Source organism: Kothea flammea (genome assembly GCF_052161645.1).
In the GTDB taxonomy this organism is placed as follows: domain Bacteria; phylum Planctomycetota; class Planctomycetia; order Pirellulales; family Pirellulaceae; genus Laterigemmans.
The window spans coordinates 4,907,712-4,929,350 of record NZ_CP197414.1 but is presented as its reverse complement, the minus strand read 5'-3'; the positions used below and the strand labels follow the sequence as shown (position 1 = coordinate 4,929,350).

Below are 21,639 nucleotides of genomic sequence, written 5' to 3'. Positions count from 1 at the left end.
CTTGGCAATCGCTCGCTTATTTCGAGACTTTCCTGGAGATGGATAACCGTGGATCCCGGTCAAAAAAAATCATTGCTGGAGTATCAACCGCAAGACTACGGTGACGACCCCACAGCGGTGCGCGACACCGACCAGTATACAGACGAGTACGTCCGAGGTTTTGTGGAAAAGTGGGACGACCTAATTGACTGGCAGCAGCGTGCCGATGCGGAAGGCTCGTTCTTCATCGAGAATTTGCGGGCGCGGGGTGTCAAACGGATCCTTGACGTGGCTGCCGGCACCGGATTCCACTCAATGCGGCTGATTGAGGCCGGATTTGATGTGGTCAGCGCCGACGGCAGTCCCTACATGCTCTCCCGAGCCTTCGAAAACGGTCGTAAACGAGGACATGTATTGAGGACCATCCAGGCCGATTGGCGGTGGCTCAATCGTGACGTGCATGGTCGCTTTGATGCGGTAATTTGCTTGGGGAACTCGTTCACTCACCTGTTCAGCGAACGAGATCGCCGCAAAGCGTTGGCCGAATTCTACGCCGCATTAGTTCATGACGGCGTGCTGATTCTCGACCAGCGGAACTACGATTCGATCCTCGATCATGGTTTCGATTCAAAGCATAAGTTCTACTACTGCGGCGAAAAAGTCTCGGCCGAACCGGAGCACATGGACGAAGGGCTGGCGCGGTTCTGCTACTCGTTCCCAGACGGTTCCCGTTACCACCTCAACATGTTCCCGCTGAGGAAGCGATACACCCGCCGTCTGCTCCGCGAAGTCGGATTCCAGCAGATCGACACTTTTGGCGATTTCCAAGAAACGTATCGCGAATCGGAACCAGACTTCTTTATTCACGTGGCCCAGAAGTGCTATGACTCTTTGGCAAACGAAGAAGCTTGGCTTGAGGAGGGCGAAGAATGAGCGCGACATACGACGCGGCAACCGAGACAGCCCGCCAGTATTACAACAGCCCCGACGCGGACAATTTTTATTGGGAAGTTTGGGGTGGCGAGGACATTCACGTAGGTTTCTACGAGTCGGCGGACGAACCGATTCGCACGGCCAGTCGTCGCACGGTCGATCGCATGATCGAGCGGTTGGGGCAGGTATCGCCGGCGACTCGAGTGCTCGACATTGGTTCGGGATACGGCGGAGCAGCTCGGCGGATGGTCGAACAGTTTGGCTGTCATGTGACCTGCCTGAACCTGTCGGAAGCAGAAAATCAACGCAACCGATTATTGAATCAGCAGGCTGGCGTGAGCGACCGGATCGATGTGGTGGATGGTCGATTTGAGGACATTCCCATGGAGGATCAGTCGGTCGACGTCGTCTGGTCTCAGGACGCGATGCTGCACTCGGGCGATCGGCGACGAGTGCTCAGCGAAGTCCACCGCGTGCTCAAACCAAGCGGCCGGTTTATTTTCACTGACCCGATGAGTGCCGACGAGTTTCCCGCCGGCGTGCTGGCGCCGATCCTCGCTCGCATTCACTTGCCCGATCTTGGTTGCCCCAAGTTTTATCAAGGGGTAGCCAGCGAATTGGGATGGCGCGATCACGGTTTCGCTTGTCACACCGAGCAATTGGTTAACCATTACCGGCGGGTGCTGGAAACGATGGAAAGCGAAGGCCCGAAGTTAGTCGGCAAGATTTCCGCTGAGTACCTGCAGCGGATGCAACAGGGGCTGAAGCATTGGATCGATGGTGGCCAAGCGGGTCATCTCAGCTGGGGTATTTTCTTGTTCGAAAAGTGTTGACCGAATGTCCTCTGCCTCCCCGGATTCCACGGAAGATCCCACCGCGCCCGCCGAGTCAAACGGAGGCGTTGCCGCTAAGGCGGAAGCGTCTCCCAGCTTGCCGCGGCTTTCCTTTGGGCCGCATTTCGAGATGCATCCGGTGGTATTTCCCGCCGGAGCGGTAATCGTGCTGGCGTTGGTGTTTTCGGTGTTCCTGTTCCCCAGCGATGAACTGGAAAGTGTCTTCGAAGCAATCAAGGCGGGAATTGGAGATCGCTTTGGTTGGCTGTACGTAACGGCGATGACTGGCTTTCTGGGACTCACCTGCTGGTTGGGATTGGGCCGTTATGGTCACGTCAAACTGGGCACCGACGCCGACGAGCCGGAATTCAGCCGGCTCTCCTGGTTTTCAATGCTATTTAGCGCCGGCATGGGAATTGGGCTGGTTTTCTGGAGTGTGGCTGAGCCGGTCTATCACTACAATACGACGCCTCCGGGATTTGCCGATGGACTGGACTCGTCACGGCTAGCGATGGCGGTGACGATTTTTCACTGGGGCTTTCACCCCTGGGCGTTGTATGCCTTCGTCGGGTTGGCGCTTGCCTATTTTGGCTTTCGCCGCGGCCTGCCGCTTGGATTTCGCTCATTGCTGTACCCGATTTTTGGCGATCGAGTGTGGGGGCGGCTGGGGGACGTCGTTGATACCCTGACGATCGTAGCCACGCTGACCGGAGTCGCCACTTCGCTAGGTATTGGTGCGCAACAAGTGAACGCCGGATTCGCTTATCTGTTTGAATGGCCGATCAATCCGCGGATTCAAGTCGGCTTGATTGCCGCGATCACGGCCGTGGCGACTGTTTCGGTGGTGCTGGGGTTAGGGACTGGCATTCGGCGGCTGAGTGAGATCAACATTTTTTTGGCGGGCAGCTTGATGGTGCTGGCAATCGGCGGCGGTGGCTTAGTCGCTTTTCTGGGGGCGGTGGTGGAAAACACCGGTGCCTACTTGCAAATTCTGCCCTTCAGCAGCTTCCGCACCGGTTCCTTCTCATCTGATGGTCGGGCCTGGCTAAATTCCTGGACCGTCTTCTATTGGGCTTGGTGGATCTCTTGGTCACCTTTCGTGGGCATGTTTATCGCGAGAGTTTCACGGGGCCGCAGCATTCGCGAATTCGTGACCGGTGTGTTGCTGGTCCCGACGGCCGTCGGTATCGCTTGGTTGACCGCTTTTGGTGCCACCACGCTGCGCCAACACACGGACCACCTAGAGCGAGTCGCCAATGAGGCCGATTATGATCCGGCCGCCGAGCTACCCAGCTATCACGTGGCAATGATCAATCAAGCGGGCGAGCCGGTGCAGAATGCGGCCGGTGATATCCGTTCCGAAGACATGCCGTTAACGGCGGTCGAGTATTTAGATGCTCCGATGATTGTCAACGATACGGGGGAAGAACAGATCGCCCAACTCCCCACCGTTTTGTTCGCCCTAATGGAAGGCCTGTTTGCTTCGCAAGCACTGACGCTGATCGCCGTGGGCATAGCCACGCTGTGCATCATCCTGTTTTTCGTCACCTCCTCGGACTCCGCTTCGATGGTGATCGATATGATTGCTTCGGGCGGGAACCCCGATCCCCCGGTGGGAACGCGGTTATTTTGGGCAATCACCGAAGGCATCGTGGCGGCCAGTTTGTTGCTGGCCGGGGGCTTGCAAGCCCTTCAGGCGGCGGCAATCACCGCCGCCCTACCGTTGACCATCATTCTTTTGCTGGCCTGCTGGGGGCTGCTTAGATCGCTCGCCACCCATGAAACCGGTCGCTGACTATTGAAACCAGCCGTTGGCTATTCTTCCGTGGCGGCTGGAGCTTCGACGCGCATGACCCGGTGGTCGACCACTTCCTTGCCATCTTGCCAGACCGCTTTGATTTCGATCCGATGCGTCCCCGCCGGGAGTGAGGCTGGTAACATCGCGCGATACATGTGCGGTGTTTGATGAGCGCCGGGCAGATCACGCCATTGGCGACCTTCCAAGCTGGCTTCGGCAGCTTTGGCAGCCACGAACCCGGGATCTTGCGTGGTGACTTGCTCCATTGGCTTCCATGCACCTTCACCGACTCGCATCATGCACTGGGTGTGGGGCATGGCGTTAAACACGTTTGCCATCACCACGGTCTTAACCAATTCCGCCGGGGCGGTCGCTTCCGGGGCATAGATCCGCATTTGGAAATCGGCGGGGCGTCCGGCGGCGCGATACTCAAGCGAGTACTTGTTGCCATCAAACTGCATAATCGAATACCCATTAGCCCCGCCATCGCTCATCGTGGCGTGGGGGATGCCCCGCTCATCAGGTTGTCCGCGCCACCAGCTGCCACAAACCGTGACATTGATAATGTGATGGTGTGGCTCGGCACCTTGCCAACCATCTTCGTCGCCAATCAAGCGATGCTCCATGTAATGCGTGTGGGCCGAGATGGAAACGGTCGCCGGGCGTTGTTCGATCAGGCGGTATAATCCATGGCGATCATCAACGCCGGTCAGCGGAATATGCATCATCAACACCACCAATTGATCAGGCGGGATCATGGCCAAGTCATTGCGAATGAACTCCAGTTGGCGTTCTCCGAAACCGCCGTGATAATGTGCCCGCTCGCCATTTTTTGCTGCCACCCAAGTGACATCATCGAGGACCAAAAAGTGAGTCGGTCCATGGTCGAATGAATAATAATTGGGACCATAGTGACGCTCGAAAGTCTCATCACTTAGTTCATCGTTGGGAGCATCAAAATTCATATCATGATTGCCCAACACGTTATACCAGGGAATGCCGATCAGCGCGATCGCCTGGTTGTGCGGGGTCATTACCGACAAATCGTCAAACACGATATCACCGAGCGTGACTCCGAAGGACGCTCCATGTGCATCCTCGGCAATCACTTGCTCAATCACATCATGAGCCATGTACTCCACCTCTTCGACGTTACGCGGTTGCGTATCACCAAACAAAAGTGCTTTGAATGTTTCGGGCTCCTCGCGACGGGAGAGCGCGAAATCAACCGATTCAGGGAGCGGCCCCGTTGGTTCGACACCGGCGTAGCGGAAATTGGCCGGTGAACCAGCCGGCTTATGGATATAGTAAAACTGAGGAAGATTGTCTTCGTTCAGCGGCGTCATCCAGTTGCGTGGTTTAATCACGAACAAAATGCAATCATCAGAGATTGGCAACTGATACCGTCCCTGCTGATCCGTTTTCACGATCTCACGACCATTGCTGACTTTGATTTCAGGAATACCCACTTCATCAGCATCGCGAACACCATTGCCATTGGCGTCGTTAAAGACCACGCCGGTTGCGGTTTGCGGGCTGGCATCGTCTGCCGGTTGGGCATGCCCGGCAACCGCCAGGCTGGCGGCGATGCACCCGACCAGGCAATGTCGCCAAATCATCGTCCGGATGGAGCTAATCCTGCTGTTCATCAAATCCCTCTGCAAGTTGACTAAAAACAATCTGTTTGGCCGAAACGACCACCAGCATCAAATCGTAATCGAACGAACTGGCGGCACAGCCCAGCCTCTGACAAATTCGCCGCACTTTCATAAATCGCCCGCGACCTGCCCTCCCAGCTCAATTTCCCCAGCACTTTGGGACTGCGATACCCCCGTGAAAACGATCCGGTTCAAAGCATGCAGAATCTTCACGCAGAGTATCCGTTTGAGAGCCGTCGGCTCAGACCGGTTGCTTAAACAAGTGGCGAGCGGTCCGGCTATAATGAAAGTCCCCACCACCGGCCAACTCAATCAGCCAACTCAATTTGTTTATCAAATGACAGCTGCACCCACCTACAGGCTGCCCTTTCTGAAGCAGTCCCACCGAGCTCGACTCTCCCACCCGCTGCCATGGAAGCGTGGGTTAGCTGGCGATCTTGCCTGTTGGTTGCTTGCCTGCTGGTTGCTTGCTTGGCATGGGGGATGTTTGCCCGCAGCTGAGCCGGAACGGCCGATTTCCTACGCCCGCGATGTGCTGCCGATCCTGTCCGATTTCTGTTACCAATGCCACGGACCGGATGCCAATGAGGGTCGCCAAGGCGATCTCCGATTGGATGATGAAGAGGATGTTAAACGCTCGCGCGGTGGCTATCCGGTGGTGCTTGCTGGAGATGCCGAGGCCAGCGAATTGATCACTCGCGTGGCCAGCGACGACGCCGACCTGCGGATGCCACCCGCCGAATTGGGCCGACAACTTTCGCCAACGCAAATTGAGACGTTAAGGCGGTGGGTGGAGTCGGGTGCCGAGTGGGGCCAGCACTGGGCTTTCGAACCGATCCGCAGACCTGAACGACCGGCCCTTCAGGAAAGCCCAGCGGAAAGCGTCCCCTCGCAACACCCGATCGATCGCTTGGTCTCACCGGTGATTGAGCAAGCTGGGCTGACCCCCAACCCGCCAGCCGATCGCCGCACCTTGATCCGCCGGCTCTATCTCGACCTCACTGGTTTGCCTCCCAGCGAGGAGCAAGTCGATGGGTTCCTGGCCGACCAGCAACCGGGAGCCTGGGACCGTCTCGTCGACCGTGTGCTGGCTGCGCCCGGTTACGGCGAGCGGATGGCTTGGCAGTGGCTGGAAGTGGCTCGCTATGCCGATACCAACGGCTACCAGGGAGACAGCGAGCGGACGATGTGGCCTTGGCGTGACTGGGCCGTCGACGCCTTTAACCGCAACCAGCCATTTGACGAATTTACGGTTTGGCAACTCGCCGGCGACCTCTTGCCCGACACCAACGACGAAAAAGTTTTGGCCACTGGATTTAATCGCAATCACATGATCAACGGCGAAGGTGGTCGGATCGCCGAGGAGAATCGTGTCGATTACGTGATGGACATGACCGAAACCGTCGGCACCGCTTGGCTCGGTCTGACGCTGAATTGCTGTCGCTGCCACGACCACAAGTTCGATCCGCTGAGCCAGCAAGACTACTATCGCTTTACCGCCTTCTTCAATCAAACCCCGGTCAACGGAGCGGGGGGCAATCCACAAACGCCGCCAGTCTTGGCGGTACCCTCCGCTGCCCAGCAAGCGCAAATCGACCAGCTGGAAAATCGCCAACGGGAATTAGCCACCGCAATCGCCGACCGCCGCCAGCAGTTAATAGCGCAGCAAGCGGCTTGGGAAGCCGAACAGTTGGCCGCTACCGCGTCCGCCCCTAGCTGGCAAACGTTAACTTTCGACAGCCTGCTCAGCCAGCAGGGCCAGACCTTGAGCGTGACCCCGGCGGGTAATATTTTGGCACTCGGCGAAACCCCAACCAACGACACTTATGTCTTAACCACACCTCCCTTGACTGCTGCTGTTGGTGATGCCGGCGTGGGGGTGGAAGCTGGGCGACCGCTGACCGCTTTGCTGCTGACCGCTGTCCGCCATCCCGACATGACAGCGGGTGGTTTTGCACGATCCAACAGCGGCAACTTCGTGCTCACCGAATTAGAAGTCCGTTGGCGTGAGAACTCGCAAGCGGACTGGCAAAAGCAACCGCTGGCCGGTGGCGAGGCGAGTTTCGAGCAGGGGGACTTGACGATTGCCAAAGCCTTTGATGGCAACTCGCAAACCGGCTGGGCGGTTTATGAAGGCCGGCCAGCCAGTCGGGACCAGCAGGGGCTGTTTCGCTTCGCCCAGCCGCTGTCGTTACCCGCTGGCGGCCAATTGCAAATCACGCTGCGACACGATTCGAAACATGCCAGTCACAACCTGGGGCACTTCCAGCTGGCCAGCTCCACTGACCCCGCTGCCAGTCTGCCCGCGGCGGAGCAGCAGTTGACTGATATTTTGCGAATCGCAGCCGAGCAACGCACTGCCGAGCAGCAATCGATCGTCACCGCTGCGTTCACCGGCAGTGATGCGGAACTGGGCGAACTGAGCAAACAACAAGCGGACATTGAGCAAACCTTGGCCAACGTTCGCCGCCAAATTCCCCGCGTGATGGTGATGGCTGATCAAGCCGAAACGCGTCCGACGTACGTGCTGCAGCGAGGACTGTACAACCAACCGGGCGAGGAGGTGACAGCTGGCGTGCCAGCAAACCTTCCCGAATTGCCCGCCGACGCCACGCCCGATCGCTTGGCTCTGGCCCGCTGGTTGGTTTCCCCGCAAAACCCGCTGACCGCCCGCGTGGCCGTGAATCGCTTTTGGCAGATGCTGTACGGAGTCGGGCTCGTAAAAACTGCGGAGGATTTTGGTGTGCAGGGCGAATATCCGCTGCACGGCGATCTGCTGGACTGGCTGGCTGCGGAATTCATCGCCTCGGGCTGGGATGTCAAACATTTGCTCCGCACGATTCTTACCAGTCAAACTTATCGCCGCAGTTCGGCAATCCTACATCTGGACGACTTCGAACAGGATCCTGAAAACCGATATTTGGCTCGCGGGGCCCGTTACCGCCTGCCCGCTTGGATGTTGCGCGATCAAGCGCTGGCGATCTCCGGATTGCTAAATCCCCAGCTGGGCGGCGAACCCGTGTATCCCTATCAACCGGCCGGGGTGTGGGCGGAGGCAACGTTTGGCAAGAAGCGATATCACGTCGGCAACGGAACCGATTTATACCGTCGCAGCATTTACACGTTTTGGCGACGGATCGTCGGCCCCACGATGTTTTTTGATGCTGCTAAACGTCAAGTTTGCGAAGTCAAACCGCTGCGAACCAACACGCCGCTGCACGCCTTGACGACGCTCAACGACGTGACCTACGTGGAAGCGGCCCGCGCGCTGGCTTGCCGGGCTTTTACCGAACTGGGCAACATTCCTGAACTGGCCAGCACTGATGCACAAATTACTGACGCACAAATCACTGACAAGCATCTCGCCAACCCGCCGCCAGCTCAGCTGGAGTGGGTCTTCAGGCAAGCGTTGTGTCGACCGCCCACGGAGGCCGAATTGAAACTGCTGCGGAGCAGCTGGTTGCGAGCGGTGGACGCATATCGAGCCGATCCGGAGGCTGCCGCTGCGTTCTTGGCACACGGTCAACAGCGACCGCCCGCAGAGTGCCCTCAAGTGGAACTAGCGGCGCTGACTGCGGTCTGCCTGAATATTCTGAACCTTGACGAAACACTGACGCGGGAATAGAGCCATGCATCGTGCGGACGGAGACAGTTGGCAGATACTCGACGACGCGGCCCCCGGGCCGCTCCGCGAGCATCAACTGGGGATCAATCGGCGACATTTCTTTGGTCGCGTGGGAACCGGCATCGGCAACAGCTTGGGTGTCGCCGCATTGGCAAATTTACTGCAGCCGGAGCGGGCAACCGCAGCCGCTGCGGGCGAGACGTTGCCACATTTTCCGCCCCGCGCCAAACGCGTGATCTACCTGTTTCAAAATGGGGCCCCCACGCACGTCGATTTGTTTGATTACAAACCGGAATTAAGCAAACGGCATGGCAGCCCGGTGCCTGAATCGTTTTTGGGGGGCAAACGATTCAGCACAATGACGGGGAACGCATCGGGCAAATTATTGCTGCAACCCATCGAGCCGTTTCATCAACACGGTGAGAGCGGAGCATGGGTTAGCGAATTGCTGCCCCACACGGCCAAGATTGCCGACCAATTGTGCTTTGTTAAAAGCTTGCACACCGATGCGGTCAATCACGCCCCGGCGATCTCTTTTTTGCTGAGCGGAGCCGAAATTCCCGGCCGACCAACGATGGGCGCTTGGCTGAATTATGGGCTCGGTTCTGAGAACGACGAGCTGCCCGGCTTTGTCGCCATGACTTCGGTCAGCAAAGGAACCTCGTGTGGGCAAATCTTCTACGATTTCTATTGGGGCTCCGGCTTTTTGCCGACGCGTCACCAAGGCGTCAAATTGCGCGGCAGCGGCGACCCGGTGCTGTACCTGGGCAATCCAGCCGGGATGTCGCGTGAGCTGCGGCGCGGGATGCTCGACGACCTCGCGGAACTCAACGGGATCAAGCTGCAACAGGCGGGTGATCCCGAAATCCAAACGCGGATCGCCCAGTACGAAATGGCTTATCGGATGCAAACCTCGGTGCCCGAGTTGACTGACATTTCGGACGAGCCCGAGCATGTGCTGGAGATGTATGGACCGCAAGTTCGCGAGCCGGGAACGTTCGCACACAATTGCTTGATGGCTCGGCGACTGGCCGAGCGGGGCGTGCGATTCATTCAGTGTATGCACGCCGGTTGGGACCAGCACAACAGCTTGACCACTGAGCTGTACACGCAATGTCGCGACACGGACCAGCCGAGCGCGGCCTTGGTGAAAGACTTGGCGATGCGGGGATTGCTCGATGACACCTTGGTGATCTGGGGAGGTGAATTTGGTCGCACCCCGTTTATCCAAGGGGAAATGGAAAATCGCCCACGCTGGGGCCGCGATCATCACCCCTACGCGTTCACGGTTTGGATGGCGGGAGGGGGCATTCGGCCGGGAATCAGCTACGGTGCTTCCGACGAACTCGGTTTCAACGCGACCGAACAGAAGGTGCACGTGCATGACCTGCAAGCCACGATTCTGCACTTGCTGGGCATCGACCACGAGCGGCTGACTTACCGCTTTCAGGGACGCTATTTCCGCTTGACCGATGTGCACGGGAAATTGGTTCGCGGGATTTTAGCTTAGTTAGTCTAAGCTTCCTCGGGCTGTCCGCGGCGGAAGACAGCCACCACATCCTCGACGGGGACGACGAACAATTGGTTGTCGTGCTCGAGATCGACGGGGATGGCGTTTTTGGGGTGGAACAAGATTTTGTCGTATTGCCGCAAAGGAACGTCCTCGTCGTTCTCAATCTCCACGCTAATCGTTACGATCCGTCCGGTAATCGTGGGGATTTCCGCCGCATCAGGGAGAGCAATCCCGCCGCGAGTTTCCCGTTTAGGTTCGTCTTTACGGACGAGCACTCGGGCACCAATCGGCTCGACATATTCAAACGAGGGAGACTTCTTTGCCATACTTTTTTGGAACCCAAAGCGGGATCGGGGCAATTGCTTAGGAGGAATCGAGGTGAGAGCCCTCTGAACTGGCACCTAAACGGGCCCGCACCGAAAGGGGATCTCGCACCCATGCTTGCTGAGCGTAGGACGAGGCTGCTGCGGAAGCAAGGGGGCACAGGAATTGCGAGCCGGCTCCCCCTGAAATTCCAAGCCGACGGGTTTATTATTTGGCTCGGATCTGGAAACACGCTCCCCCCGTGGCTGCGCATGGTAGATTCCGACGATTTTCAGATAGTTGACGCTCCGGCCAGGGTGAAAACTTGGCCAGCGAGGCTGCTTGAGACGGCCAGGTAGGGTTGGCAGCAACAATAAGTTGCTGTTAGTGTGTAAATGTTGCCCCACTTGGGCTTGCATGGCTTGGGAATAGTGGCATACTAGCCGGTTTTCCCCACCGCTTGCCTTCCGTCCAGTTATTCTGAGACAGCATTGCCTCGAGACGCTGCGGAAAATCGAGCTGCTAGCCGACCAACATGTTGGCTGCCGGATGCGGGTTGGGGACATGCGATTGTAACTGTACAAATTGACTTAACGTTTGCGAAAGATACTGAGGATCCGATGACCGACGTGCTACACGTGGAGCTGCGTGAGCAGACTGGAACTGCCGCCACCCGACGTCTCCGTAATAGTGGGCGTACACCTGTGGTGCTGTATGGTCATAACGAACCGAACAAGCACCTCAGTGTTTCCCAACGAGAAATCTCCGCCTTGCTCCGTCACCACGGCAAGACGGTCCAGCTAGAGGGTGCGGTTGCCGACCACGCTTTGGTCAGCGACATGCAGTGGGATCCGTTGGGGATCGAAGTTTTGCACCTTGACCTGATTCGCGTTAATTTGAAGGAGAGCGTGGAAGTCACGGTTCCCATTCGCTTGCACGGCGAGCCGGTTGGCGTGCACCAAGGGGGCATGCTGCTGGAAAACGCTCACGAAGTCGTAATTCGCTGCGCGGCCAACATGATTCCCGACAACATTGGGTTAGCAATCGAATCGTTGGAAATGGGTGCCAGCAAGCACGCTTCGGACTTGGAAATTCCCGAAGGCATCGAGCTGATCACGCCTCCCGAAACGGTGCTGTGCCATATTGAAGAACCACGCGGCGGTGATGATGAAGGAGAAACATCTGGTGGTGCCGGCGAACCGGAAGTGGTCGGGAAGAAAGACAATGCGGACGGTGCTGGCTGAGGTCAGGCTGGTCAAGATTTGCAGACCGAGTGACGCTTCCCGCTGGCATGGATTTACAGAAGGCTCATGGAAGTGTCTAGTTCGCTGAAGTTAATCGTCGGTCTGGGGAATCCCGGTCGGCGGTACGAGCAAACGCGGCACAATGTGGGTTTTATGGTGGCTGCCAAATTAGCACCCATGATTGGGGCTAGCAGCGTTAAACAGAAATTTGCAGGCGAGTTGGTCGAAGGTCAGCTCGATGGGATGAAAACCGCCGTGCTTTGCCCCGGCACATTTATGAACGCCAGCGGTCAGAGTGTTCGCCAAGCGTTCGATTTTTACAAATTAACGCCAGCTGACGTGCTGGTCGTTTGCGATGACCTGAATTTACCACTGGCCCAATTACGCATCCGCGGAAAAGGCTCAAGTGGAGGTCAAAAAGGATTAGCGGACATTGTTCGACACCTGGCGACCGAGGAAATTCCTCGTTTGCGAATCGGCATCGACCCGGCTCCACCGGGTTGGGCAGTGCCCGATTATGTGCTGAGCAAATTCCGCAAGAGCGAGGAGAAAGATGTCGAAGCAGCAACCACCGAAGCGGCCTATGCGGCGGTCGATTGGGTGACTCGCGGAATCGGCTATTGCATGAATCATTACAACGTAAAAAAACCTACGAATTAGCGATCTGATCAGGAGTACGAGTAACGTGGCGCGGAATGTATATGAATGCCTGTTCATCCTTGATAGCAACCGTTACGCACGCGATCCGGGTGGTGTCAGTGGTACGATTCCCGAGATGATCGAGTCGCTCGGTGGGACCATTTTGGCAAACCGTTTGTGGAATGAGCAGCGTTTGGCTTATCCCATCGATGGCCACCAAAAAGGAACTTATTGGCTGACCTATTTCGAGATCGACAGCTTGCGGTTAACCGAGCTTGATCGGGCCTGCCATTTGAATGAATCGGTGCTGCGGCAAATGGTGCTGAAGATCGATCCACGGTTGGTAGAACCCATGGTTGCTCACGCTCGTGGGGAAGCAATGGCAACTCCCGAACCGAGCGAAGAAAAAGTTGCAGCCGAATCGTCTGCCGACGAAACCTCGGCAGAGCCAGCCGCAGTGGCAGATTCCGAGTAGGTTCGGAGTAATCAGCTGTTGCTTGACAAAGTACTGTTTATACCTCACCGATCGGTTCGAAATACAAAGCGCATCCACACTGTAAGTCTGTTTTGTTAGTCGTTCGTTATTTTGGGGGAATCGTCTCATGGCCAGTTACAATCGCGTTATCCTGATGGGTAACATGACTCGCGATGTCGAACTGAAGTACACCACTGGTGGTACGCCGGTCACTGACATCACCCTGGCAGTTAACGACCGACGCAAAAACGCGCAAGGGGAATGGATCGACGAAACCACCTTCGTCGATGTCACCCTCTGGGGACGGACCGCAGAACTGGCTGGCGAGTATCTCGGTAAGGGCTCACCCTTGTTGGTGGAAGGGCGACTTAAACTCGATACCTGGGAAACCGACGGTCAGAAACGCTCGAAACTGCGAGTCGTTTGCGATCGCATGCAGTTTGTCGGCGGCCCGCGGGAGGGCAGTGGCAATTCAACTGGCGGATCAGCAGCCAACCGGGCAAACACCACCGAACAACCATCAGCCAACGTGTCGGGATCAGCCATGACGCACGAAGGCGTTGATGATTATAATCCCGTCCCGCCCGCTCGCCGCGAAGCACAACCTACCGGCAGTGGCGCTGGATATAACGATGACGATATACCCTTTTAAAGTTTGATGCGGCGCACGCGTGCGTGTGATTCTGTCACCAATTCACTGTTCATTCAAAGTCCCTAGAACGCGATACCATGCCTCAATCCTCCACGAAAAGCGGTAAGCACGACCGCGCCCACAAACGCCTCCCGCGCGGCAAGCAAGGCGGCGTCCAACTGCTGTTGATCCACAACGTCGAGCACCTCGGCAAGCAAGGTGAATTGGTCGAAGTCCGCCGTGGATTCGCACTCAATTACCTGCTGCCGCAAGGCCTCGCGACCATCGCCACCGATCACCACCGCCGGATGATCGAAAAGCACCGCGAAAAATTGCGTCTTGTCGAACTTGAGCGACTCAAAGAAGTTCGCAATTTGGCCGACGAGATCGAAAAGCAATCGATCACAATCGAAGCCAACGCCAACGACGAAGGTCACCTTTACGGCAGCGTCGGCGCCCAAGAGATTGCCGAAGCACTCAAGCAACAAGGGGTTACCTTGGCGCAAGATCAAGTGCGTCTGCAAGGCCCGCTCAAGGAATTGGGACTTTACACCGTCAAGATCCAATTACACAGCGAAGTCGATGCCGATCTTAAGGTTTGGGTAGTCCCAACCGCGACTGCCAGCTAAGACGCAGAAGGTACCACCGACTGAAACATCCAAACGCCCGAATCACCATCTTCGCTAATCCCAGCCAGCATCCGTGCAGGCTGGGCCAGCGTCGAAAGCCAGCCGATTCGAGGCGGTTTCTACCGGGGCTGTGGCGGAACTGGCAGACGCGCTAGATTTAGGATCTAGTTTCTTCGGAAGTGCAGGTTCGATTCCTGTCAGCCCCATTTTCTAATACTACCGGAGCTCGACCATCCGGTCTACTTTTTGACCGTTGAGGCCGCCCCGTAGCTTCACGGCGGAGCTTTTCTAACTCCGGTGGACAGTGAACTGGAGAGTCGTCCCTCCGTGAAGATTCGCCTTGCCCTCATCGCACTTGCGGCAGTTGCGATTCCGCTTTCCTTCGTTGCCGCCCCGTACCGACGGGAGTTGGTACTTCAGCATATCCCGACGCTCTTGGGCTTGGTGTTGCTCGGTGTCGCAGTTGTTCGTTTTCGGCTGTCCGACGTATCGTTTTATTGCTGTTTCGCTTTCCTTTGGCTGCATCTCATTGGCGCTCGCTGGATTTACTCATTTGTGCCCTATGACGCTTGGAGCGTGGCCATCTGCGGGCATGCTATTTCAGATATTTTTGGTTGGCAGCGGAATCACTATGATCGACTTGTGCATTTTGCTTCGGGCTTGTTGGGGGTGCCAATATTTGCGGAAGCTTTGCGGGTCTTTTGCCGGACGAATGTGCGAGATTCAGCAATCCTTGGATTGACTTGTGTGCTGGCCGTAGGAGCAGTTTACGAAGTTTTCGAATGGCGAATCGCAATGCACTTTTCGCCGGAAATGGCGGAATCCTACAATGGTCAACAGGGCGATATTTGGGACGCACAGAAGGATTTAGCAATGGCGCTGCTCGGCGGCCTGATATTGTTAGGTTCCTGGTGGGCGTATGGACTGCTCAGGCGACCACTCTGGGGCAAGTCGTCCGAGCAGCAATAGCTTTGGCTACGCCAGCGTCGGATAATTTGCTAAGCTGACCCGCGAGACCAGCTCTGTTATGCATCAATATCCCGCTCGGGCATGTACCCCCGTTAACGAGGCGAACCGCACCCTTGACATGCAAATTATCGATCATCGGAGCGGGGTATGTCGGCTCAACAACCGCATTTGCCGTGGTCATGCGAGAATTGGTTGATTCGATTGTGATTGTCAACCGAACTCGTGAACGGGCCGAGGGCGAGGCAGCCGATCTACGTCATGCGGCCGCTTTTGTAGGTCGTCCACTGCGAATTACGGCTGGCGAGATCTCCGACACCAGCCACTCTGATGTGATCGTGTTGACCCATAGCGTGCCGACGCCGTCGGATCGCCCCGATCGCATGGCGCTGGCGGAAGATAACATTGAACTATTTCGCCACTGGATCCCGCTGCTAGCGCAGGCCAGCCCCGAGGCGATTTTTGTCGTCGTCACGAACCCTGTTGACGTGATGAGCTATGTCACTTGGCAATTGGCTGGGGTTCCGGCAGGACGCGTGATCGGGACTGGGACATTGATCGACAGCGCGCGATTCCGAGCTTACCTCTCGGATCATCTTCAAATTCATCCGGATGACATCCGCGCGTACGTGTTGGGCGAACATGGCGAAACTCAGTTTCCCGCGCTCAGCATTGCCGCCACGGGGGGGCGAACCATCGATAATGATCCAATGATAGAGTCGCTGTTCGAACGCACGCGCGCCGCCGGGGTGGAAGTGATGCGCCGCAAAGGACACACCAATTACGGGATCGCCATGGCCACCACCATGATCATCGAATCAGTAATCCGCGACAGCCGCCGCACGTTACCGGTGAGCACGTTAATCAATGGGTTTCAGGGGGTCAGCGATGTTTATTTGAGCCTGCCCGCGATCGTGGGAGCAAGTGGTGTGATCCGCGTGCTCAACCCCGAGCTCTCCAACTCCGAGGGGGACCGCTTTCGCCAATCCGCAGAGCTGGTTCGCAATGTCTTGACTCGCTGCTGGTCGAAAAGTCCTTAGCCCAAATGAATGTCAGCTCATACATACGTCAGCTCATACATACGTCAGCTCATACATACGTCAGCTCAAAAAGTCGTCAGCAACAGATAGCCAGCCAAGACCAATCCAGCGATCGCCAGGCAAACGGCCACCCAACTGCTAAGTGTCGCCGAGTAGCCGGGTGGCAAATCGGCTTCGCCGAGGTGTTTGACAAAACGTCGGTGCTGGATAGCGGTGACCGCGGTTAACACCGTTCCCAACATGACCAATGCCAAACCGAGCGCATTGGAAAGATATTGATTCACGCCGATCGGACGGGACGTGATGATGGTCAGAAAAAAGCCAAATTTTGACACCAGAAACCCCAAACCGATGATCGCAATGCCGGTGCGAAACCATGCCAGCAAAGTGCGCTCCGCAGCGAAGAAGACTCGCGGGTCTGGTTTCTGGTCCAAATAACTGGTCGCGATTGGGGAGGAGGATCAAGCTGATGCTGAAACGGGTTTACCGGATTCTACGATTGCCAATCTGTTCGCGGATATCAATGCGTTCATCGAGGACCTCAAAGTCACGCACCGTAAAGCCCACGTCATGCAGAATCGCAGCGGTCCACCGCGGCCAGGGCGAAAAGGCACTGCGCGACGATGCCATCGCGTTGACTGGTAACCAAACCTGGCTGATGGAAATGCTGCTCAGCACCAACATGGTAAAGACCAGTGGCGTTGCGTAGGCGCCGTGGGCATTCCTCACCTTGGACTTGGCGATCAAGTTGTCGATCCGAATCCGTAGCTTTGAACTTGGATCGGCGAAAGGCAGGGTCAACTTTGGCAGCTCCAAAGTACGCTCGGCGATGGTTGCCAGCGCCCGCAGATAACTGGAAACGCTGCCCACGCGAGTCGCCGAAATTTCATCGCAGTGAAATTCACGAGCCAACCCAGCTTGGCTCGCAGCCCACCAAACAGCCGGATGAAACCACAGCAGCGCGCCGCACAGCCCTTGCAAAAAGTATTGGAACTGATGCTTGTTGTGCAGGTGTTCCAATTCGTGCACCAGGAGATGTCGAGTAATCACGCTATCATCCTGCATTGACGATATTGGCAACACAATCGTGGGGCGATGCAGGTGCCAAGAAAAAGGGCCCTGGTGCGAGTTGGTCAAAAGCCAAAGTGTGTCATCCGGAGGTCGCTGACAATCAGCCAGCGGGAGCTTGGCGAGCTCAGCAAGAGTCATTTCACGGCACTCGTTGCGAAGAAATCTCAACAACATATAAAACCGCAAGATATGTTTACAGATTGCCAGACCAAACCCCACGGCCCAGAGCAACAAAATAGCCTTAACAAACTTGGCTTGCCACATCACCACCTCAACCAAGGCAATGTCGTCTAACTGTTTCCAGGGATGAAACCAACGCACGTGCGGCAACAAGATGGCTGCGGCCAACAGACACAACAACAGACAATAAGTAACCGTCCACAGCCGACAAACCAAGTGCGAATCGGTGAGCCTTGATTGCACAAAAGTAGCCACGGCGATTAGCAAGCCAGCTTGGATCGATACGCCGACCGCCAAATCAAGCACAAAGCCAGAACTCATGGGGAGGATTCCAGTTTTTCCGCCGCCTCTCGAAGCGCGGCAACGTCATCGGGGGATACTGAGTCGGACTCGATTAAGCTCATCACTAAGGACTTTACCGAACCGCCGAACAATTGCTCTTTTAAGTCGCTGATCATGCTGCGGCGAATCTCCCCACGACTCACCGCAGCGGTGTAGGTGTAAGCTTTGCCTACCTTTTGCCCGCGTTTCAAGATTCCTTTTTCTTCCAAAATTCGCACTGTTGTCAAGACGGTCGTGTAGGCCAACTTTCGCGAAATATTCGCCACCACCTCCCCCACCGTCACTTGCCCTTGCCCCCAAACGACCTCCATTACTTCCAACTCACATCGTGTGAGTCTCAGCGATGTTCGAGAACAAGGTGCCCGGTCGCTTGTCTGATCTTCGCTAATATCAGTCATCCTCAACGCCCTAACATAGTAAGTGTAATATAGACTTGTCGGTCAATATTTTCTGCGACAAAACTAACGTGCCCGTCCGCCCAGACAAAGTTCGTCCCATGAGGATGACGACTGGAAAAACTGCAGTTTGCTGGATAATCCATATTGATGCCGTCGCAGGCAGCACCCACCAGTCTTTCGTAGGCCTCCTCTCCCCGCTTAGAAGTGCCTAACCATGTTGATGGCAACAATGCCATCGTTCGTTCACCAACCAAAAGTGTGTTGCTTAAGCCACGTTTAAAGTCACGAAAGCGAGCCCCACGCTCACCACCAAACGCGCCACGCTCAACAGCCCTTCTGCGAGTTTTCCCCGGCGGCATCGCGCCGTAAACACCAAGATAGTTGGCCGTCGGCAAGGTGACCAACGGAGTTTCATGCCAAGTGTCATACAGCACGAAAGTGGGCTGAGTAATATCAGACGGACAAAGCAGATTCGTTAGGCTTAACCCGCGAACACGCTCATGCTGAGCGTCGGTCAAGGGAAGCTCCTTGCGAATCTCCGCACCCAAATTGCCATGCTCTAAGTAGGGTAAAATTGATACTGCCCAACCATATGCGGTGCTCCGTGACGGCTCCGATTCCCACCCAGCGGGAAGCTTTGACGCCACGTCGTGATGGAGATGTAACGCCGTTCCCGTCTCCCGCAAATGGCTGACACACTGCATGCGACGACTCGCTTCTCGTGCCGCACCAACCGCTGGCAATAAGGTACCGGCAAGCATCATGAGAATGGCCAACACCACTAGCAACTCCAATAACGTCAGGCCAGCTCGGACCGAGTAGGGTAGCACCGTTTGCATCATCTTGGAGGCTTTGCTTATTGTCCTTCGAAGTCGCCGTACTGCCATTCAATTTTATCATCCAGCTGAATCGGGTAATCACCAATTCCCCGATCGGCCCATTCACCATTGACGTAAAAAGTCCAACCCTCCGCGCCACGGTTGGAAAATTCACCGATCTGCGTCAACAGCGAATTGCGACCGGAGCCTTGAATTGCAATCACAGGCTGCTCAATCTGCCGCATCACTTCCAACACAGTATCACCAGACCGGACCGGGCTAACCACCAACGATTCCAACCGCTGGTCGGGATACCGGAACTCGACGATGACACTCCCCTCAAGCTCGCTGGTAGCAGGATCTGTCCGCTCCGTTTTCGCTTCCTCAGACGTGCCAGTGCAGCCGACCCCACAGGCCAGCATTATCGCGATCAAGGTCAGCGAGCACGACGCGGGGAACGGACGAATAGCATCTTTCTGGCGTGACATTTTAACCTTTCAGTTCGAAAGCGAGATCCATGTCTTTGCTGATTTCCGCGAGTCTTGCCGAATCGCCACCGCCAACCTCGGCCGCGATCCATCCCGTATAACCAATCTCCCGCAACGCCTCGCGTACCGAAGCCCAATCGAGATCACAATCAGTCATCGTCCGGGAAAAGCTGTTTTTTTCCCGCGAGAATCCCTTTGCGTCTAGTTTCACGATGCGTTTACCGAGGGTGCGAATCCAGGCCGCCGGATCCCCGTATCGCCAGTGATTACCAATATCAAATTGCATCCCAACCCAAGGCGAGTTGAAAGCGTCAACATATTTGACAAAGCGATCCGCAGTCTGATCGTTACCGCCATCGTGGTCATAGAGCATTTGGTTCCAGACATTCTCGATGGCGATGGTCACTCCGAAACGGGCGGCGGTGGGAATGGCCAAGGCAATGTTCGCTTGACTGCGGGGAATGATTTCCTCCTCCTTGCCATCTTCTCCTTTGCCCACGACCAACAACACCGTGTGCCCGCCAACAGCATGCGTATCGCGAATCGCCTGTTCCAGATGAGCCAACGCCGTGGCCCGCACGGCGGGATCGGGACTCGTGTGCCTGATTCCCCAATGGCTCGAACAGACCGAACCGTCAATCGGCAAACCCGTTGCGGCCATCGCTCGCTTGGCTTCCTCAACGTCAAAACCGGGAGAGTCCATTTCGATTCCGTCAAAACCAGCTTCCTTAGCAATGCGGAACTTATCAACCAACGATTTCGCCTCGCCTCCAACCATGCCAATTTTCAAAGTCTTCCACATCAAATTCGGAGGAAACACCGGATTGGCGACCGCTGAGGACTGGGGAGCCTGACCGTGAACATATCGTGTTTGAGTGGTGCAAATCGCAGCGGTGGCGGTGGCGGCTGCCAAAAAATTACGTCGTTTCATGATTTCTCGGAAAGACAAAGCAGGTGGGACATCGGTAGGAACACTCCGGCGGCTATTGTAGCATCAATCACAGCCTCCAGTCTCCCTTCTTTTTTCCGAGCCCTTCGCGTGTATGTGACTGCCGAACAAAATCGCCAAAACCTTCGCACCGCCTGGCTAATCGCCGGAGTCTTCGTGGCGGCGGGGTTGCTGCTAGTGCTGCTGTCACCTTGGTGCCTAGTGTTGGTGCCGCTTGGAGGACTGCTCTTTTATTGGTGGAGGAGACGGACGGCGCGTCGCTGGCGAGCTTTGCAGCAACCCTTCCCAGAACACTGGACGGCAATTCTCAACCGCGATGTGACTTTTTATCGCGCATTGGATGCCGACCAGCAAACGCGTTTTCGCGAACTCATTTTGGTCTTTCTCAGCGATATCCGCATCACGGGCATCGGCACCGATGTCGATGACACGACCAAAGTGCTGGTGGCGGCTAGCGCCATCATCCCCATCTTTGGTTTCGATTCCTGGGAATATGCGCGGCTGGGCGAAGTCCTGATCTACCCCAACGCGTTTGATGATCGCTTTCGCGTCAATGAAGATGGTGACAGCCGAACCCTGGGCCTGGTTGGCGATGGTCACCTCAGCGGCGTGATGATCCTCTCGAAACCAGACCTGCTAGCCGGTTTTCGCCTGCCGACGGACAAACGCAATGTTGGCATCCATGAATTCGCCCATTTGGTCGACAAAGCCGACGGTGCGATCGATGGCATTCCGCCCGGCATCAGTCGAGAAATCGCCGAACCGTGGATTCGCTGGGTTGGCGAAGAACTTCGCAGCACAAGTCTCGGTAAGAATCACATCGACGACTATGCTTACACCAACGAAGCCGAATACTTCGCCGTGCTCACCGAGTACTTCTTTGAGCAACCCGAAGTGCTCGCGAACAAGGCTCCTCACCTGTATCGCATGCTGGAGTTAATCTATCGCCAACAAACCCGAGGCTTACTGGCTGGCGTCAGCCAACGGCCGAGACGAACGGGTCGCAACGCACCCTGCCCGTGTGGTAGCGGGGAAAAGTACAAACGGTGCTGCAAAATGAAAGCGAGCCGCTGATGGATCACCAGCGGCTCGTTGCGTTCGTTTTAGAGGAAAAGCACGCTCAACTC

The 21,639-nt window shown here is 56.3% G+C and carries 21 protein-coding genes and 1 tRNA gene; 14 read left to right on the top strand and 8 right to left on the bottom strand.

The window, feature by feature from the left end; genetic code table 11:
• Positions 1-48 precede the first annotated feature (48 nt).
• From SH139x_RS18455 to SH139x_RS18445, 3 genes are read left to right on the top strand one after another with little or no spacing between them, the layout of a single operon-like run.
• A complete protein-coding gene (locus tag SH139x_RS18455) occupies positions 49-912 on the top strand; it encodes a glycine/sarcosine N-methyltransferase (protein WP_488351242.1) in 864 nt (287 codons plus the stop codon).
• A complete protein-coding gene (locus tag SH139x_RS18450) occupies positions 909-1,745 on the top strand; it encodes a methyltransferase domain-containing protein (protein ID WP_488351241.1) in 837 nt (278 codons plus the stop codon). Before SH139x_RS18455 ends, SH139x_RS18450 begins: the two co-directional genes overlap by 4 nt.
• 4 nt (positions 1,746-1,749) lie before the next feature.
• Positions 1,750-3,540, top strand: coding sequence for a BCCT family transporter (locus SH139x_RS18445; protein WP_488351240.1), 1,791 nt, complete (start codon positions 1,750-1,752; stop codon positions 3,538-3,540).
• Positions 3,541-3,560: 20 nt separating this feature from the next.
• Here SH139x_RS18445 and SH139x_RS18440 read toward each other — a convergent pair whose 3' ends face one another.
• Entirely contained in the window at positions 3,561-5,192 is a 1,632-nt protein-coding gene (locus SH139x_RS18440; RefSeq protein ID WP_488351239.1) for a calcineurin-like phosphoesterase C-terminal domain-containing protein, read from the bottom strand.
• A gap of 292 nt (positions 5,193-5,484) precedes the next feature.
• Here SH139x_RS18440 and SH139x_RS18435 point away from each other — a divergent pair, with 292 nt between their 5' ends.
• Both SH139x_RS18435 and SH139x_RS18430 read left to right on the top strand, forming a co-directional pair.
• Positions 5,485-8,826, top strand: coding sequence for a PSD1 and planctomycete cytochrome C domain-containing protein (locus SH139x_RS18435; protein ID WP_488351238.1), 3,342 nt, complete (start codon positions 5,485-5,487; stop codon positions 8,824-8,826).
• Between the two features lie 4 nt (positions 8,827-8,830).
• Entirely contained in the window at positions 8,831-10,336 is a 1,506-nt protein-coding gene (locus tag SH139x_RS18430; protein WP_488351237.1) for a DUF1501 domain-containing protein, read from the top strand.
• Between the two features lie 5 nt (positions 10,337-10,341).
• Here the strand turns inward: SH139x_RS18430 and SH139x_RS18425 are convergent, their stop codons facing one another.
• On the bottom strand, positions 10,342-10,665 hold the full coding sequence (locus SH139x_RS18425) for a co-chaperone GroES (RefSeq protein ID WP_488351236.1): 324 nt from the start codon (positions 10,663-10,665) through the stop codon (positions 10,342-10,344).
• Positions 10,666-11,262: 597 nt separating this feature from the next.
• Here SH139x_RS18425 and SH139x_RS18420 point away from each other — a divergent pair.
• The 8 genes from SH139x_RS18420 (at position 11,263) to SH139x_RS18385 (ending at position 16,266) form a co-directional block, all read left to right on the top strand.
• Positions 11,263-11,886, top strand: a complete 624-nt coding sequence (locus SH139x_RS18420; RefSeq protein WP_488351235.1) for a 50S ribosomal protein L25 — start codon at positions 11,263-11,265, stop codon at positions 11,884-11,886.
• 66 nt (positions 11,887-11,952) lie between these two features.
• Positions 11,953-12,546 carry an aminoacyl-tRNA hydrolase gene (gene pth, locus SH139x_RS18415; protein WP_488351234.1) on the top strand — a complete coding sequence of 198 codons (594 nt, stop codon included), beginning with the start codon at positions 11,953-11,955 and terminating at the stop codon, positions 12,544-12,546.
• Between the two features lie 25 nt (positions 12,547-12,571).
• Positions 12,572-13,000: a 30S ribosomal protein S6 gene (gene rpsF / locus SH139x_RS18410; RefSeq protein ID WP_488351233.1), complete on the top strand. Its 429-nt coding sequence runs from the start codon at positions 12,572-12,574 to the stop codon at positions 12,998-13,000.
• A gap of 127 nt (positions 13,001-13,127) precedes the next feature.
• Entirely contained in the window at positions 13,128-13,652 is a 525-nt protein-coding gene (locus SH139x_RS18405; protein ID WP_488351232.1) for a single-stranded DNA-binding protein, read from the top strand.
• Positions 13,653-13,729: 77 nt separating this feature from the next.
• On the top strand, positions 13,730-14,260 hold the full coding sequence (rplI, locus tag SH139x_RS18400) for a 50S ribosomal protein L9 (RefSeq protein ID WP_488351231.1): 531 nt from the start codon (positions 13,730-13,732) through the stop codon (positions 14,258-14,260).
• Between the two features lie 124 nt (positions 14,261-14,384).
• Positions 14,385-14,466, top strand: a tRNA-Leu gene (locus tag SH139x_RS18395).
• A gap of 121 nt (positions 14,467-14,587) precedes the next feature.
• Positions 14,588-15,229: a DUF2238 domain-containing protein gene (locus SH139x_RS18390; RefSeq protein WP_488351230.1), complete on the top strand. Its 642-nt coding sequence runs from the start codon at positions 14,588-14,590 to the stop codon at positions 15,227-15,229.
• A 113-nt stretch (positions 15,230-15,342) separates the two neighbouring features.
• Entirely contained in the window at positions 15,343-16,266 is a 924-nt protein-coding gene (locus SH139x_RS18385) for a lactate/malate family dehydrogenase (protein ID WP_488351229.1), read from the top strand.
• A 65-nt stretch (positions 16,267-16,331) separates the two neighbouring features.
• Here the strand turns inward: SH139x_RS18385 and SH139x_RS18380 are convergent, their stop codons facing one another.
• The 6 genes from SH139x_RS18380 to SH139x_RS18355 are packed head-to-tail and all read right to left on the bottom strand — an operon-like array spanning position 16,332 to position 20,494.
• Positions 16,332-16,700, bottom strand: coding sequence for a YidH family protein (locus SH139x_RS18380; protein ID WP_488351228.1), 369 nt, complete (start codon positions 16,698-16,700; stop codon positions 16,332-16,334).
• 49 nt (positions 16,701-16,749) lie between these two features.
• Entirely contained in the window at positions 16,750-17,838 is a 1,089-nt protein-coding gene (locus SH139x_RS18375; RefSeq protein ID WP_488351227.1) for a M56 family metallopeptidase, read from the bottom strand.
• Positions 17,835-18,257 (bottom strand): BlaI/MecI/CopY family transcriptional regulator, encoded by a 423-nt coding sequence (locus SH139x_RS18370; protein WP_488351226.1) that lies wholly within the window; start codon positions 18,255-18,257, stop codon positions 17,835-17,837. The genes SH139x_RS18375 and SH139x_RS18370 overlap by 4 nt, the downstream gene beginning before the upstream one ends.
• Positions 18,258-18,259: 2 nt before the next feature.
• Positions 18,260-19,099: a DUF1559 domain-containing protein gene (locus SH139x_RS18365; protein WP_488351225.1), complete on the bottom strand. Its 840-nt coding sequence runs from the start codon at positions 19,097-19,099 to the stop codon at positions 18,260-18,262.
• A 14-nt stretch (positions 19,100-19,113) separates the two neighbouring features.
• Positions 19,114-19,563 carry a DUF4430 domain-containing protein gene (locus tag SH139x_RS18360; RefSeq protein ID WP_488351224.1) on the bottom strand — a complete coding sequence of 150 codons (450 nt, stop codon included), beginning with the start codon at positions 19,561-19,563 and terminating at the stop codon, positions 19,114-19,116.
• Position 19,564: 1 nt separating this feature from the next.
• Positions 19,565-20,494, bottom strand: coding sequence for a sugar phosphate isomerase/epimerase family protein (locus tag SH139x_RS18355; RefSeq protein ID WP_488351223.1), 930 nt, complete (start codon positions 20,492-20,494; stop codon positions 19,565-19,567).
• 108 nt (positions 20,495-20,602) lie between these two features.
• Between SH139x_RS18355 and SH139x_RS18350 the strand changes: the two genes are divergently transcribed.
• Positions 20,603-21,586 (top strand): zinc-dependent peptidase, encoded by a 984-nt coding sequence (locus tag SH139x_RS18350; RefSeq protein WP_488351222.1) that lies wholly within the window; start codon positions 20,603-20,605, stop codon positions 21,584-21,586.
• Positions 21,587-21,639: the final 53 nt, after the last annotated feature.